The 13,836-nt window shown below is 64.1% G+C and carries 11 protein-coding genes and 1 tRNA gene; 4 read left to right on the top strand and 8 right to left on the bottom strand.

Translation table 11 applies throughout. The features are described from left to right. The first annotated feature begins 8 nt into the window (after positions 1-8). Together F9K07_RS22620 and F9K07_RS22615 are read left to right on the top strand one after the other, a co-directional pair. On the top strand, positions 9-1,445 hold the full coding sequence (locus F9K07_RS22620; RefSeq protein WP_159595558.1) for an MmgE/PrpD family protein: 1,437 nt from the start codon (positions 9-11) through the stop codon (positions 1,443-1,445). Between the two features lie 19 nt (positions 1,446-1,464). Next, positions 1,465-3,120, top strand: coding sequence for a 3-(methylthio)propionyl-CoA ligase (locus F9K07_RS22615; protein WP_159597054.1), 1,656 nt, complete (start codon positions 1,465-1,467; stop codon positions 3,118-3,120). Between the two features lie 3 nt (positions 3,121-3,123). Here the strand turns inward: F9K07_RS22615 and F9K07_RS22610 are convergent, their stop codons facing one another. Further along, positions 3,124-4,011, bottom strand: a complete 888-nt coding sequence (locus tag F9K07_RS22610) for a LysR family transcriptional regulator (RefSeq protein WP_268894727.1) — start codon at positions 4,009-4,011, stop codon at positions 3,124-3,126. A 98-nt stretch (positions 4,012-4,109) separates the two neighbouring features. Here F9K07_RS22610 and F9K07_RS22605 point away from each other — a divergent pair, with 98 nt between their 5' ends. Both F9K07_RS22605 and F9K07_RS22600 read left to right on the top strand, forming a co-directional pair. Then, positions 4,110-4,694: a cysteine hydrolase family protein gene (locus F9K07_RS22605; RefSeq protein WP_159595556.1), complete on the top strand. Its 585-nt coding sequence runs from the start codon at positions 4,110-4,112 to the stop codon at positions 4,692-4,694. 26 nt (positions 4,695-4,720) lie between these two features. Continuing rightward, on the top strand, positions 4,721-6,199 hold the full coding sequence (locus F9K07_RS22600) for an FAD-dependent oxidoreductase (protein ID WP_159595555.1): 1,479 nt from the start codon (positions 4,721-4,723) through the stop codon (positions 6,197-6,199). Between the two features lie 82 nt (positions 6,200-6,281). On the opposite strand, the gene F9K07_RS22595 is transcribed toward F9K07_RS22600, so the two are convergent. The 7 genes from F9K07_RS22595 to F9K07_RS22565 all read right to left on the bottom strand — a co-directional run bounded on the left by F9K07_RS22595 (position 6,282) and on the right by F9K07_RS22565 (position 13,674). Then, a tRNA-Thr gene (locus F9K07_RS22595) sits at positions 6,282-6,357 on the bottom strand. Positions 6,358-6,385: 28 nt separating this feature from the next. Further along, a complete protein-coding gene (locus F9K07_RS22590; protein ID WP_159595554.1) occupies positions 6,386-7,393 on the bottom strand; it encodes a class 1 fructose-bisphosphatase in 1,008 nt (335 codons plus the stop codon). A 59-nt stretch (positions 7,394-7,452) separates the two neighbouring features. Beyond that, the gene (pepN, locus tag F9K07_RS22585; protein ID WP_201451467.1) at positions 7,453-10,152 is read right to left on the bottom strand and encodes an aminopeptidase N; all 2,700 of its coding nucleotides are present in this window, start codon (positions 10,150-10,152) and stop codon (positions 7,453-7,455) included. A gap of 3 nt (positions 10,153-10,155) precedes the next feature. Continuing rightward, a protein-coding gene (prfB, locus tag F9K07_RS22580; RefSeq protein WP_159595553.1) for a peptide chain release factor 2 occupies positions 10,156-11,260 on the bottom strand; the annotation gives its coding sequence in 2 pieces (ribosomal slippage) (positions 10,156-11,178 and positions 11,180-11,260; 1,104 coding nt in all). 75 nt (positions 11,261-11,335) lie between these two features. Further along, positions 11,336-11,869 carry a hypothetical protein gene (locus F9K07_RS22575; protein WP_159595552.1) on the bottom strand — a complete coding sequence of 178 codons (534 nt, stop codon included), beginning with the start codon at positions 11,867-11,869 and terminating at the stop codon, positions 11,336-11,338. An 85-nt stretch (positions 11,870-11,954) separates the two neighbouring features. Next, the gene (locus F9K07_RS22570; protein ID WP_159595551.1) at positions 11,955-12,872 is read right to left on the bottom strand and encodes an alpha/beta fold hydrolase; all 918 of its coding nucleotides are present in this window, start codon (positions 12,870-12,872) and stop codon (positions 11,955-11,957) included. A gap of 127 nt (positions 12,873-12,999) precedes the next feature. Then, positions 13,000-13,674, bottom strand: a complete 675-nt coding sequence (locus F9K07_RS22565; protein WP_159595550.1) for an OmpA family protein — start codon at positions 13,672-13,674, stop codon at positions 13,000-13,002. Between the last annotated feature and the right edge of the window lie 162 nt (positions 13,675-13,836).

Below are 13,836 nucleotides of genomic sequence, written 5' to 3'. Positions count from 1 at the left end.
GTTCCAACATGCAACCGACGACATCGACTTCAACCGCCGCCACCGATCCACAGGGCCCCACCGGCGTGCTGTGCAACTGGCTAGCCGCGTTCAGCCTGCAGCAAGCGCCGCAACAAGCTCGAGACCGCGCCAAGGCACTTACGCTGGACGGCATTGGTTGCGCCATCGTGGGTGCGAAACTGCCCTGGTCGAACACGGCGGCCGAGATCGTGCAGAAGTTCGAAGGCGCGGGAGACCGCACCATCGTCGGCTGGGGCGCCCGCACGAGCGCACCGGGGGCAGCGCTCTTGAACGGCACCTTCATTCAGGGCTTCGAGCTGGACGACTTCCATGCGAAGGCTCCGCTGCATAGCGCGTCGCTGGTGCTGCCGGCGCTGTGGGCTGCGTCGGAGGGCGCCGAGAAGGTGAGCGGCCGTCAGTTCCTCGAGGCCGCGATCGCAGGTTACGAAGTGGGGCCGCGCGTGGGCAAGGCACTGGGTGGCATTGCGATGCTGTCGCGCGGCTGGCACTCTGGTGCCGTGTTCGGCACATTTGCCGCAGCGGCGGCCGTGGGCAAACTGATGCAGCTGGACGCGGCGCGCTTTGAAGACGCACTGGGACTGGCGGGCACGCAGTCCGCCGGCCTGATGGCGGCACAGTACGAAGCAATGTGCAAGCGCATGCACCACGGGTTCTCGTCGCGCAATGGGCTCTATTCGGCCGTACTCGCGCAGGGTGGCTACACGGGCATCAAGCGCGTGTTCGAACGCGAATACGGTGGCTTTCTTGCGGTCTTCGGCGAAGGCCACAACCCCGACCCTTCTCAGGTCTGCAAGGACCTGGGCAGCTTGTGGGAGGTCGAGCACATCGTGATCAAACCCTATGCCGCGATGGGCGGCATTCATTCGCCGCTGGACGCCTTGTTCGACATCGGCCGGCAGCGCGCGCTGAAGGCGAACGAGATCGCCAGGGTAGAAGTAGATGTGTCGCACCCCATCTACCACCACGGCTGGTGGCCACCGGTTCGCCCGCTCACCTCGATCGGTGCGCAGATGAACATTGGCTACTGCATGGCGGTTGCCATCCTCGACGGTGAAGCGGTGGTCCGGCAGTTCACGCCTGCGCGCATCGAAGCCGAAGATGTGTGGAATCTGATACCCAAGGTCGAGGTGCGCAACGATCCCGAGTTTGACGAAGGCGGCGCTGAGATGCGCTTTCGCAGCCGCGTGGCCGTCACCTTCACAGATGGTGAGCGCATTGAGGTGGAACGCCATACCTCGCGCACGATCGAGGCCCGCCAGAGCATCGAGGAGGTGGCCGAGAAATACTGCAGCCTCACCGATGGTCTCATTGATCCCGAGCGGCAGCGGAAGATCCAGGAGATGGTGCTCGACATCGAGGCACTGGACGACGTGCGCGAGCTGCTGGCCCTGCTCGCGCCGCCCGTGGGCACTGCGTTCGAATGACATGCGATTGGTCAATAGCATGAACGGCTTGATGCAGGACCATCCTCTGCTCATCTCTCAATTGATTCAGTTCGCCGACCGCCACCACGGCACCACCGAGATCGTTTCACGGCGCGTGGAGGGCGACATTCACCGATATACCTGGTCCCAATGCGCCAGGCGTTCGCGCCGCGTCGGCAACGCATTGGACGCCGAGGGCCTGGAGTTTTCCGACCGTGTGGCCACACTCGCCTGGAATGGGTACCGCCACCTGGAGCTGTATTACGGCGTCTCCGCTTCAGGCCGAGTCCTGCACACCATCAATCCCCGGTTGCACGCGGATCAGATTGCCTGGATCGCCAACCACGCGGAAGACCAGATCCTGTGCTTCGATCTCAGCTTCCTCCCGCTGGTCCAGGCGGTGCATGCGAGCTGCACCAAGGTCAAAAAATGGATCGCTCTGTGCGACTCGGATGCGTTGCCTGCCGACTGCGGCATTCCGGGGTTGGTGAGCTACGAGGAATGGATCGCAGGCCATGCCGACGTTTATGCCTGGCCCGTGTTCGACGAAAACGCTGCGTCTAGCATGTGCTACACGAGCGGCACCACGGGTCATCCCAAGGCCGCGTTGTACAGCCACCGTTCCACGGTGTTGCATGCCTATGCGGCCGCGTTGCCCGATGCGATGGGGCTGTCGGCCCGTGACGCTGTGCTGCCGGTGGTGCCCATGTTCCATGTGAACGCCTGGGGCATTCCCTATTCGGCGGCGTTGGCCGGCTGCAAGTTGGTGCTGCCCGGCCCCGCGCTCGATGGGAAGTCGGTGCACGGACTGATCGAAGCCGAGGGCGTGACGTTTGCTGCGGGCGTGCCGACGGTATGGCAGATGTTGCTGGGTCACATGCAGTCGAACGGGTTGCGGTTCAAGACACTCACGCGCACCGTCATCGGAGGCTCCGCCTGCCCGCCAGCCATGATCCGCGCGTTTCAGGAGCAGTACGGCGTCGAGGTGTTGCACGCATGGGGCATGACGGAGATCAGCCCGCTGGGCACTGTGTGCGCGCTCAAGAACCGCCACGATGCCCTGGACGATGAAGCGCGGATGTCCGTTCGAACGAAGCAGGGGCGGGCTCTCTTTGGCGTAGACATGAAGATCGTTGGTGGCGACGAGAGCGAATTGCCCTGGGATGGCATAGCCGCAGGCGACCTTTTCGTCAGGGGACCTTGGGTCATCCGCGAGTACTTCAAGGCGCAGGGTGGCGATCTGTTGGTGAGGGATGCCGCCGGCAATGCCTGGTTCCCCACCGGCGATGTGGCCACCATCGATGCCGACGGCTATTTGCAAATCACCGATCGCAGCAAGGACGTGATCAAGTCCGGAGGCGAATGGATCAGTTCGATCGAGATCGAGAACATCGCGATCGCCCATCCCGGCATCGCGATGGCGGCTTGCATCGGTGTCTTTCATCCCAAGTGGGACGAGCGGCCCATCCTCGTCGCGGTGAAGAAACCAGGCGCTGCGGTCAGCCGAGACGAGTTGCTGAAGTTTTACGAAGGGAAGATTGCCAACTGGCAGACCCCGGATGATGTGCTTTTTGTGGAGACCATTCCCATCGGCGCAACCGGGAAGATGCTCAAAGCAAGCATCCGCGAACAGCTCAAGGACTACCGCATTCCGGGCTTGCAGACGCCACGATGAGCATCAGTCCTGGCAGCGCTCTTCCAGGAAGTCGATGAAGAAGCGCACCTTGGGCGCCAACTGGCGCCGGCTTGGATAGACCATCCAAAGGTCGCGCGCGTCGCACCGGTACTGGGGGAGAAGTTCGACGAGACGCCCCTCATCCAGGTCTTCCGTCAGGATGAAACGAGGGCCCCAGCCGATACCCAAACCCGCGAGCGCGGCCAGGCGCAAGGTGCTCGCGTCGTTCGACCTGAGGCTACCCTTGACGGGCACCCTCAGGTCGGAGCCGTCCTTGTCCCAGAACTGCCATTCGACTTGTTCGCCCGAGTGCGCGTAGACCAGGCAGTTGTGGTCCGCCAGATCATTGAGGGACCGAGGTGTTCCGTGGTCACGCAGGTAGTCGGGGGACGCGTAGAGCACACGGCGCAAGACCCGCAAAGAGCGCGCAACCAGCGTCTGTCCGGTGGGGCGCTGGAAATGCAGGGACAGGTCGTAACCGTTGCCGATGAGATCGACCACGTCTTCCGTGAGATTGACCTGAATGCTCATCTTGGGATAGCGCTTCAGAAAATCGGGCAGCACCGGTGCCACCTGCTTCATCCAGAACAAGGTTGTCGATGCCACGCGAAGAAGCCCTTGTGGCTCCGCGCGGCGACCTTGCACCATTTGCGTGAGCTCATCGAGCTCGTCAAAGACCCTCTGATAGCGTTCGAGGCAAAGCCGCCCAGTCTCGGTCAGGTGCACCCTGCGCGTCGTGCGCTGTAGCAACCTTTCGCCCAGGGACTCTTCGAGGTATTGGATGTGGCGCGATACGGCGGCGGCGGATAGATCAAGCCGGTCTGCGGCGCGCGCGAACGAGCCCAACTCGGACACCGTCACAAAGCTTCGTGCGCATTCGAGCAAGTTCATTGTTGCGCGCAGGGAAAGATTGACTTCACGGCGCCCATCTTACTGGCTTCAGTGCATCGTTCTACATTCATTGAACCTTCACTTGGAGCAATGAATTGATGAAAAAAGTACTTCTGGTTCTGGACATGCAGAACGATTTTGTCCACGCCGATGGACCCAGCGGCAAGTCGCCGCTCGGCGCACAGGTGGTCGCGCGAAAGGTGCTCGCGAACACGGCAAAAGCGATTCAAAAGGCCCGCGCTGCTGGCGTTCGCATTGGGTACGTGCGCGTCGGGTTTTCTCCGGATTACCGCGAATGCCCACCGGGTTCGCCTGTGTTCGGAGGTTTGCCGAAGGCAGGCATTCTGAAGCTGGGCGAATGGGGTTCGGAAGTCCATCCGGATCTGGCGCCACAGGCCGGGGACCTTCAAGTGGTGAAGCACCGTGTGAGTCCGTTTCATCAAACGAACCTCGACTTGCAGCTCAGGACCGCAGGCATCAACCACATCTATTGCTGCGGCGTGACGACGCAAGCGGTGGTGCAGGCTACCGTGCGCGAAGCACACGATAGGGACTACGAGGTCACAGTCCTGGACGATTGCTGCGCCGCCCATTCGGCGGAGGAACATGCGAACTCCATGGGAAGCATTGCGCGTTTTTGCCGGGTGACCTCCAGCGACGAGGTGCAGTTCGGCGCGAATTGAACCCCCCAACAAAAGGAGACGAAGGTATGAACGTTGATCCCATGAAAAATGAATTCGATGTGGTGGTTGTCGGCCACGGCATTGCCGGCCTCTGTGCAGCCGTGGCTGCCATGGAAGGCGGCGCAAAAGTGGCGGTGCTCGAACGAGCACCGCAAGACGAGAGCGGCGGATGCACGCGGTACACAGAAGCCTTCCTGCGCATGAAGAGCGAGGATGCGGTGTCGGACGACTTTGAAGCTCAACTGGCCGACTGCGCCAGCGGCAACCTGGACCAGAACATCGTGAGGGCACTCGACGCGGCCCCCGATCAATGGTCGGCCATCGTGCGCACCGCGCCGGTCCACGACCCGGAGTTTTTGGCGACCTTCGCCAGGGAAGCTGTCCCTGCCGTGCATTGGCTTCGCGACATGGGGGTGCGTTTCATCCCGGCCGTGACACCACAGTTGTCCACGCGCGGTGAAACAGCACTCATCGCACCCAGTGGAGGCGGCATGGCGATGATGGACGCGTTGATGGCCAAAGCGCAGGCGGGCGGTGTGGCGTTCTTCTACGAGACTGCCGCCCGAAAGTTGTTGGAGGATGCGTCGGGCTCCATCGTGGGCGTGAGCGCCATGTCCAAGGGAAACCGGCGCGTGGATTTCAGCGCTCGCGCTGTTGTGCTGGCCAGTGGCGGTTTTGAGGGCAGCGCGGAAATGTTGGCGCGGTATGTCGGTCTGGGCTCGACCAACATCCGCCCGGTGGCACTGGGGTGCCACTTCAACCGCGGCGACGGCATTCGGATGGCGCTCGACGTCGGCGCCACGCCGAGCGGCGACTACAACGCGTACCACGCCACGCCCGTCGATGAACGATCGGGTCGCTTCGAAGCCAAGATCCTTATCTTTCCGTATGGCATTGTGCTCAACAAGCAGGGCACGCGTTTCATTGACGAAGCGTCGACAGCCACCTATGACAACTACGACCGGTTGTGCTACGGCATCCAGGCGCAACGCGACGGCACAGCGTACGTGGTGGTGGACTCGAAGATCCAGGATGTGCCGGATTGGAAGAAGCTGGTCTACACAGACAAGCAACCGATCGAAGCGTCTACCCTGGAAGAGCTCGCCCGAAGAATTGACGTACCGGTGGAGACCTTGGTCAACACCGTGAATGGTTTTAACGCCGGCTGTGGTCAGGGAGAATTTGATCCGCGAAAAGGGGACCATCTCTCGACAACAGGCGTATTGCCACCAAAGTCGCACTGGGCAAGGCCCATCGATCAAGGTCCGTTCTATTGCTATCCAGTGGTGCCGTCCGGCATCATCACTTACGGAGGCATCAAGACAGACGCTGGCGCCCATGTCTTGAATACGGAAGGCGACCGCATTCCGGGGCTCTTTGCCGCAGGCGCCATGGTAGGGATCTATTACCGCAAGTACGTTGGCGGCACCTCCGTCATGCGCGGTGCCACCTTCGGCCGAATTGCGGGGATCGCTGCCGCTGCCAAGATCCACGCGGGCCTGTAGGCTTTCATCAGCCAGAAGCCCTGCAAGCAACGCCCAACAAAAAGCCCGCCATGAATTTCATGGCGGGCTTTTTAGCGTTTGTTGGTGCCGGAGAGATGAATCGAACACCCGACCTTCTCATTACGAATGAGCTGCTCTACCGACTGAGCTACACCGGCAACGCCCGCGATTATAGCGCGGTGGAAATCAGGTCGCCTGGTGGTAACGGGTGACCCGCTCCACTTCGTTCTTCGAACCCAGAATCACGCTCACGCGTTCGTGCAGCTTGGTCGGCTGGATGTCGAGGATGCGCTGGTGGCCGTTGGTGGCCGCACCGCCAGCCTGCTCCACCAGCCAGCCCATCGGATTGGCTTCGTACATCAGGCGCAACTTGCCGGGCTTGTTCGGCTCGCGTTTGTCCCAGGGGTACATGAAGATACCGCCGCGCGTGAGGATGCGGTGCACGTCGGCCACCATGCTGGCGATCCAGCGCATGTTGAAGTCCTTCTCGCGCACGCCCTCCTTGCCGGCCAGACATTCGTCCACATAGCGCTTCACCGGCGCGTCCCAGTGACGCATGTTGCTCATGTTGATGGCGAATTCCTTGGTGTCGGCCGGGATCTTCACGTGTTCCTGGGTCAGCACGAAGGAGCCCTGTTCGCGGTCGAGCGTGAACATGGCCACGCCGTCGCCCACGGTGAGCACCAGCGTGGTCTGCGGGCCGTACACGCAGTAGCCCGCGGCCACCTGGTGCGAGCCGGGCTGCAGGAAGTCCTGCTCGCTCACGCCGGCGCTGCCTTCGGGCTTCTTGAGCACGCTGAAGATGGTGCCGATGCTCACGTTCACGTCGATGTTGCTGGAGCCATCGAGCGGGTCGAACAGCAGCAGGTATTCGCCCTGCGGGTAGCGGTTGGGCACGACGTAGATGCTGTCCATCTCTTCGCTGGCCATGGCCGCGAGGTGGCCGCCCCATTCGTTGGCCTCGATCAGCACCTCGTTGGCGATGATGTCGAGCTTCTTCTGCATCTCGCCCTGCACGTTTTCCGAGGTGGCGGCACCGAGCACGCCGCCCAGGTCGCCCTTGTTGACGGCCTGGCTGATGCTCTTGCAGGCGCGTGCCACCACTTCGAGCAACAGGCGCAGTTGGGAGGGGATGTGGCCGTCGACGCGTTGCTGCTCGACGAGGTAGCGGGTGAGGGAGATGCGTTGGGTCATGTTGAGCAGATGGGAGAGGGCTTCGACAGGCTCAGCCCGAACGGTGTGTGGTGGTTGGCTCAGTCTTCCGCCAGGGCGCGCGTGATCACTTCGCGCACGTCGTTGCTGAGGTTGGGGCGGGCGGCCACGCGGGCGATGGCTTCGCGCGCGGCGTCGCGGTACGGCTGCGCCAGCTTTTTCCAGCGGTCCAGCGCGCGCGCCAGGCGCGCGGCCACCTGCGGGTTGAACGCATCGAGTTCGACCACGCGTTCGCTCCAGAACAGATAGCCCGCCGCGTCGGCACGGTGGAAGGCGCCCGGGTTGGCGTTGCAGTAGCTGAAGATGACGCTGCGCGCGCGGTTGGGGTTCTTGAGGTTGAAGTCCGGGTGCTTCATGAGCGACTTGACCGCGGGCAGCACGTCGCCATGGCGGTCGGGTGCGCTGGCCTGCAGGGCGAACCATTTGTCCAGCACCAGGGCTTCGTCGCGGAAGAGGGCGTGGAAGCGGGCGAGGGCGTCGCGCGCCAGCGCATGTCCGCTGACCACCAGGGCCGAGAGCGCGTTGAAGCGGTCGGTCATGTTGCCCGCGTCCTTGAAATGCTGGTAGGCCTTGCCGGGCCACACGCTGTCACCGGTGTGGCGCGAGGCCAGGCACAGCATGGACAGCGACAGGCCCGCGAGCGCGCGGCGGCCCGCGCTCAGCGGGTCGGGCCGGTAGGAACCGTTGTCCTTGTGGTGCTCGAAGGCCCAGGCCCATTCGTCCTGCAAGGCGGTGGCGAGTTGCAGGCGCATGGCTTCGCGCACCGCGTGCACGCGCTGCGGGTCGACTTCGGCCAATTGCTCGGCGATGTAGGTTTCGCTCGGCAGCGTGAGCACGAGTTCCTTGAATGCAGCATCCAACTGGTGGTGGCGCAGCACCTCGCGCATGGCCCCGAGGAAGGCGCCGTCCAGTGGCGCCGCGGGCACCGCGCCTTCGTCCAGGATGGCCTTGAGCGCGCGGCGCAGGGCCAGGCGCTGACCGGCTTCCCAGCGGTTGAACGGGTCGGGGTCGGACGCCAGCAGCGTGAGCAATTGCGCGTCGGTGTAGTGGCATTCGAGCACCACCGGCGCGGAGAAGCCGCGCAGCAGCGAGGGCACGGGCGCGCTGTCCAGGCCCACGAAGGTAAGGGTCTCGCTGGCCTGGGTCAGCACGAAGGTGCGGCTGCCGGTTTCGGCCTGCGTCCAGTGCGCCAGTTGCAGGGGCAGTGGCTGGCCGTCGGCGCTCAGCAGACCGAGCGAGACCGGAATCACGAACGGTTCCTTGGCGGCCTGGCCCGGCGTGGGCAGGCAGCTTTGCGACAGCGTGAGGGTGTAGGTGTGCGCGGTCTCGTCGTACACGCCCTCGGCCTGCACGTGCGGCGTGCCGGCCTGGCTGTACCAGCGTTTGAACTGCGGCAGCAGGCGGGCGAGGTCGCTCTCGGGGTTGGCGTCGGCGATGGCCTGGGCGAAATCGTCGCAGGTGACGGCCTGGCCGTCGTGGCGCTCGAAGTAGAGCTTCATGCCCTTGGCAAAGCCGTCGCGCCCGACCAGGGTCTGCATCATGCGCACGACTTCGGCGCCTTTTTCGTAGACCGTGACGGTGTAGAAGTTGTTGATCTCGGCGTAGCTGTCGGGCCGCACCGGGTGCGCCATGGGGCCGGCGTCTTCGGGGAACTGGGCGGTGCGCAGCACGCGCACGTCTTCGATGCGCTTGACCGCGCGCGCCGAAGGCTCGGCGCACAGGTCCATGCTGAACTCCTGGTCGCGGAAGACGGTGAGGCCTTCCTTCAGGCTCAGCTGGAACCAGTCGCGGCAGGTGACGCGGTTGCCGGTCCAGTTGTGGAAGTACTCGTGGCCCACGACCGATTCGATGTTGGCGAAGTCGGTGTCGGTCGCGGTGGCTGCGTTGGCCAGCACGTACTTGGTGTTGAAGATGTTCAGGCCCTTGTTCTCCATCGCGCCCATGTTGAAGTCGCTGGTGGCGACGATCATGAAGCGCTCCAGATCGAGCGGCAGGCCAAAGCGCGCTTCGTCCCACACCACGCTGTGGATCAGCGAGTTCATGGCGTGCTCGGTCTTGTCCATGTCGCCGGGGCGCACGTAGACCTGCAGCAGGTGCGGGTGGCCGCTGCGCGAGGTGATGTGCTGCTCGCGTGCCACCAGTTGGCCCGCCACCAGCGCGAACAGATAGCAGGGCTTCTTGTGCGGGTCGACCCACCGGGCGAAGTGGCGGCCATCGGGCAAGGCGCCTTCTTCCACCAGGTTGCCGTTGGACAGCAGCACCGGGTACTTCGCCTTGTCGGCGCGCAGCGTCACCGAGTAGCTGGCCATCACGTCGGGGCGGTCGAGGAAGTAGGTGATGCGGCGAAAGCCCTCGGCCTCGCATTGCGTGAAGAAGGTGCCCTGGCTCACGTAGAGGCCCATGAGCTGCGTGTTCTTCTCGGGCACGCAGATCGTGAAGATCTCCAGGTCGAACGGCTCGTGACCCTCGGGGAGGGATTCGAGCACGAGCTGGTTGCCGTCGATCTTGAACGAGCAGCCCGCGCCGTTGACCAGCACGCGCGCGAGGTTCAGGTCCTCACCGTCCAGGCGCAGCGCCTGGGCCGGCACCTCGGGGTTGCGGCGCAGGCGCATCTTGTTGAGCACGCGGGTCTTGGCCGGGTCCAGGTCGAAGCTGAGGTCGACGGTGTCGATCCAGAACGCAGGGGCGGCGTAGTCTTCGCGGCGCACCACGGTGGTGGGGCCTTCACGCAATGAAGTCATGGATCACACTCCCTGTTTGAGTGACGCTTCGATGAAGGGATCGAGATCGCCGTCCAGCACCTTTTGCGTGGCGGAGATTTCGACGTTGGTGCGCAGGTCCTTGATGCGGCTGTTGTCCAGCACGTATGAGCGGATCTGGTGGCCCCAGCCCACGTCGGTCTTGGTGTCTTCGAGTTTCTGCTGTTCTTCCTGGCGCTTGCGCAGTTCGTGGTCGTACAGGCGCGAGCGCAGGCGCTTCCACGCCACGTCGCGGTTGCTGTGCTGGCTGCGGCCGTCCTGGCACTGCACCACGATGCCGGTGGGAATGTGCGTGAGGCGCACGGCCGAGTCGGTCTTGTTGATGTGCTGGCCGCCCGCGCCCGAGGCGCGGTAGGTGTCGGTGCGCACGTCGGCGGGGTTGATGTCGATCTCGATCGAGTCGTCCACTTCGGGGTAGACGAAGATGGACGCGAACGAGGTGTGGCGACCACCCGACGAATCGAACGGGCTCTTGCGCACCAGTCGGTGTACGCCGGTTTCGGTGCGGAACAGGCCAAAGGCGTATTCGCCCTCGACCTTGATGGTCGCGCTCTTGATGCCGGCGGTGTCGCCTTCGGTTTCGTCTTCCACCGTGGTCTTGAAACCCTTGCGCTCGGCGTATTTCAGGTACTGGCGCAGCAGCATGCTGGCCCAGTCGCAAGCCTCCGTGCCGCCCGCGCCGGCCTGGATGTCCACGAAGCAGTTCAGCGGATCGGCCGGGTTGTTGAACATGCGGCGGAACTCGAGCTTCTCGACCTCGGCCGCGACCTTGGCGGCCTCGCCTTCGATGGTGATGAGCCCGGCGGTGTCGCCGTCCTCGCTCGACATCTCGAAGAGCTCGGTGTTGTCGGCGAGTTCGGAGCTCAGGCGGTCGAGCACGATCACCACGTCTTCGAGCGATTTTTTTTCACGGCCCAGGTCCTGGGCGCGCTTGGGGTCGTTCCAGACCGTCGGGTCTTCGAGAGCGGACTCGACTTCCTTCAGCTTCGATGCCTTGGCATCGTAGTCAAAGATACCTCCGGAGCTCGACCACGCGGGTGGTCAGGTCTTCAAGCTGGCTTCGGATGGCGTTGCTGCGTTCGGCTTCCATGGGACGTTTCCTGCGGTCTTGTGTTCAAAGACGGGGATTTTCTCATGGGCCGGGTTGCTTGGCCGTGGTCGGGCGTCAGAACCGCCAGGACGTGCCCAGCATGATCGCGGCGGTGCCGATGATCTGGACTTCCAGGCGGTTGCGGGGCGTCAGCTGGTACCCGACGGCGGGAATGATGGCCGGGGAGAAACCACCCATGTTGAGCGGCACCTTGTTCTTGTACCGGCCCACATAGCCATAGAGGATGCCCGCCGTCACCGAGGCGTAGACCTTGGGGTAGCGGGGCATGAAGCCGGGCCACGTTTTGCCCACGAAGGCGTAGGCGGACGGTTGGCCGAACGAGTTCCTGAACAGGCTGACGCCGCAGCTGCGGTCGTTCGGCAGCAAGCGGCTCATGCTGGCGGCGAACACCGGCCGGTGCTCGTCGTCGTGCTGCCAGTGGTGGGTATAGGGGGAGAAGAACGCCTCGTAGCGCGGCGTGGTGGAATCCGGGGCCCCTGGCTCGTTCAGGCCGGGGCACAGCGACCAGTCGGCAGCGAGTGTGGGCGATGACAGTGTGGCCAGCAGGGCAAGCGCGCTCAGCGCGCGCGGGGAGAAAACTCGGAACATGAACAAGCGTAAGACGATGGGGCCCAGTGGCGTGTAGGACAAGCGGCGCTTGCGCCTGCCCCTGGTCCGACGCTGTGACGGCGGTTCAGTTCCGCGTGTCCAGAAAGTCTTCGATCAGCCGCGCGACTTCCCGCGGTTGATCGTGGTGCATCATGTGCCCGGCATCCAGCACCTCGGTACTGCGCGCGTTGGGCACGGCCTTCAGGCGTTCCTGGAATTGCGCCAGCGTGTACGAGCCCTTCCACCACCCGCCCAGGCTGTCTTCGGCGGCGGTCACCGACAGCACGGGCGCACGGATGCAGCGGTACACCTCCAGCGTTTCGTCCAGCTTGAACAATTGGGCGTTGATGATCTTGTGGCCAGGGTCGCCCAGGATCTCCCATTGGCCTTGCGCGTTGGGCGCCGCCCAGTGGCGGGCCAGCCAGTCGGCCTTGTCCTGCTGCAGCCGGGGGTTGGTTTTCATCAGACGTTGGGCCACGCCGTCGACCGTGTCGTAGGCCTTGAGCGCCATCTCGCCCCGGTGCAACGACTTGAGCTGGTCGATCCATTGCGCGAGACGCCTGGGCGCCTGCGATGGCTGGGTTTCGGCCATGCCGAAGCCCTCGAGGTTGACGAGCCGGCGGATGCGCTCGGGCCGCACGCCGCTGTAGAGCATGGAAATGTGGCCTCCCATGCTGTGGCCCACCAGATCGATCGCGCGTTCGCCGACGTAGTGGTCCAGCAGAAGGTCGAGGTCGGCGAGGTAGTCGGGAAACCAGTAGTTGTCCGGTGCCGGGCCGGGCGCGCGCGTGTGGCCGAAGCCGCGCCAGTCGGGTGCGATGATCCAGCGGTCGTTGCGCGAGGCGTCGACCACGAACTGCCAGGAGGCAGAGACGTCCATCCAGCCGTGCACCAGCACCAGGGGCGGCTGCGCGGCATCGGGCTGGCCCCATTGGCGCACGTGGTAGGAGAGGTGGCGCACCGGGACGAATTCGGTGCGCGAGGGTTTCTGCTCTTGGTACATCCGCCCGATCATAGAGAACGGGGTTGCCTCCGGTTGCGCGGTGCGGTCAAACCTGCGACAAGTCCACGTTGCAGCGGCATGAAAAAACCCGGCGTCGCCGGGTTGGTGTTGAGAGCGCGCGCGTGGATCAGCGCGCGCTGGGCTCGGCCACGTAGATCTCGACGCGGCGGTTGGCAGCGCGTCCTTGGGCCGTGGCGTTGTCGGCTACAGGCTGGCTCGAACCACGCCCATCGGTGGCGATGCGGGTGGCCGCGACGCCGCGGCCCACCAGGTAGTCGCGCGTGGCATTGGCGCGGTCGAACGACAGCGGGTTGTTCACCGCATCGCTGCCGGTGCTGTCGGTGTGGCCCACGATGGCCACGGCCGTCACCGGGTTGGCGTTGAGCGTGCCGGCGAACTGGCCCAGCACGCGCTGCAGCGTCGGGCTCACCGTGGAGCGGCCAGTGGCGAAGCCGGCATCGGCCGGCACGTCCAGCTTCAGGCGGTTGTCGGTGGTCTGGCTGACGCCGATGCCGGTGCCGGCCGTGGCGGCTTCCATTTGCTTCTTCTGTTCCTGCATCTTGTTGGACCACACATAACCCCCCACCGCGCCCGCGCCGGCACCCAGCACCGCGCCGGTGGCCGCGCCCTTGGAACCGCCGGTGGCCGCGCCCAGCAACGCGCCCGCCACGGCGCCGATCCCGGCGCCCTTGGCCGTGCCACTTTGTGTCTCCGTCATGTTGGCGCAGCCGGCAAGCGCGAGCGCGGCGGCCAGGGTGGTCACGGTGAGGCCGCGGGTCAATGAGGTCTTGAGTTGTGTCATGTGTTTCTCCACTGCGTTATTGATGGGATGGGTTGGGACAAGTTGTCGTGCCATGAAACCGAGGCAGAGCCTGGGCATCTCGCCGGCCGTGCCATGTGTTTCACCGATGCACTCTAAACTTATACCCTGCGTCGTGCATCAGGCAATTTCCCTTTTTCCCAT

The organism is Hydrogenophaga sp. BPS33 (assembly GCF_009859475.1).
Lineage (GTDB): Bacteria > Pseudomonadota > Gammaproteobacteria > Burkholderiales > Burkholderiaceae_C > Hydrogenophaga.
This window is presented reverse-complemented; position numbering and strand designations above follow the sequence as displayed.

Bases quoted from the DNA above. Each gene is read 5' to 3' on its own strand.
- F9K07_RS22620 (WP_159595558.1), top strand. From the start codon at position 9: ATGCAACCGACGACATCGACTTCAACCGCCGCCACCGATCCACAGGGC.
- F9K07_RS22615 (WP_159597054.1), top strand. From the start codon at position 1,465: ATGAACGGCTTGATGCAGGACCATCCTCTGCTCATCTCTCAATTGATT.
- F9K07_RS22610 (WP_268894727.1), bottom strand. From the start codon at position 4,011: ATGAACTTGCTCGAATGCGCACGAAGCTTTGTGACGGTGTCCGAGTTG.
- F9K07_RS22605 (WP_159595556.1), top strand. From the start codon at position 4,110: ATGAAAAAAGTACTTCTGGTTCTGGACATGCAGAACGATTTTGTCCAC.
- F9K07_RS22600 (WP_159595555.1), top strand. From the start codon at position 4,721: ATGAACGTTGATCCCATGAAAAATGAATTCGATGTGGTGGTTGTCGGC.
- F9K07_RS22590 (WP_159595554.1), bottom strand. From the start codon at position 7,393: ATGACCCAACGCATCTCCCTCACCCGCTACCTCGTCGAGCAGCAACGC.
- pepN (WP_201451467.1), bottom strand. From the start codon at position 10,152: ATGACTTCATTGCGTGAAGGCCCCACCACCGTGGTGCGCCGCGAAGAC.
- F9K07_RS22575 (WP_159595552.1), bottom strand. From the start codon at position 11,869: ATGTTCCGAGTTTTCTCCCCGCGCGCGCTGAGCGCGCTTGCCCTGCTG.
- F9K07_RS22570 (WP_159595551.1), bottom strand. From the start codon at position 12,872: ATGTACCAAGAGCAGAAACCCTCGCGCACCGAATTCGTCCCGGTGCGC.
- F9K07_RS22565 (WP_159595550.1), bottom strand. From the start codon at position 13,674: ATGACACAACTCAAGACCTCATTGACCCGCGGCCTCACCGTGACCACC.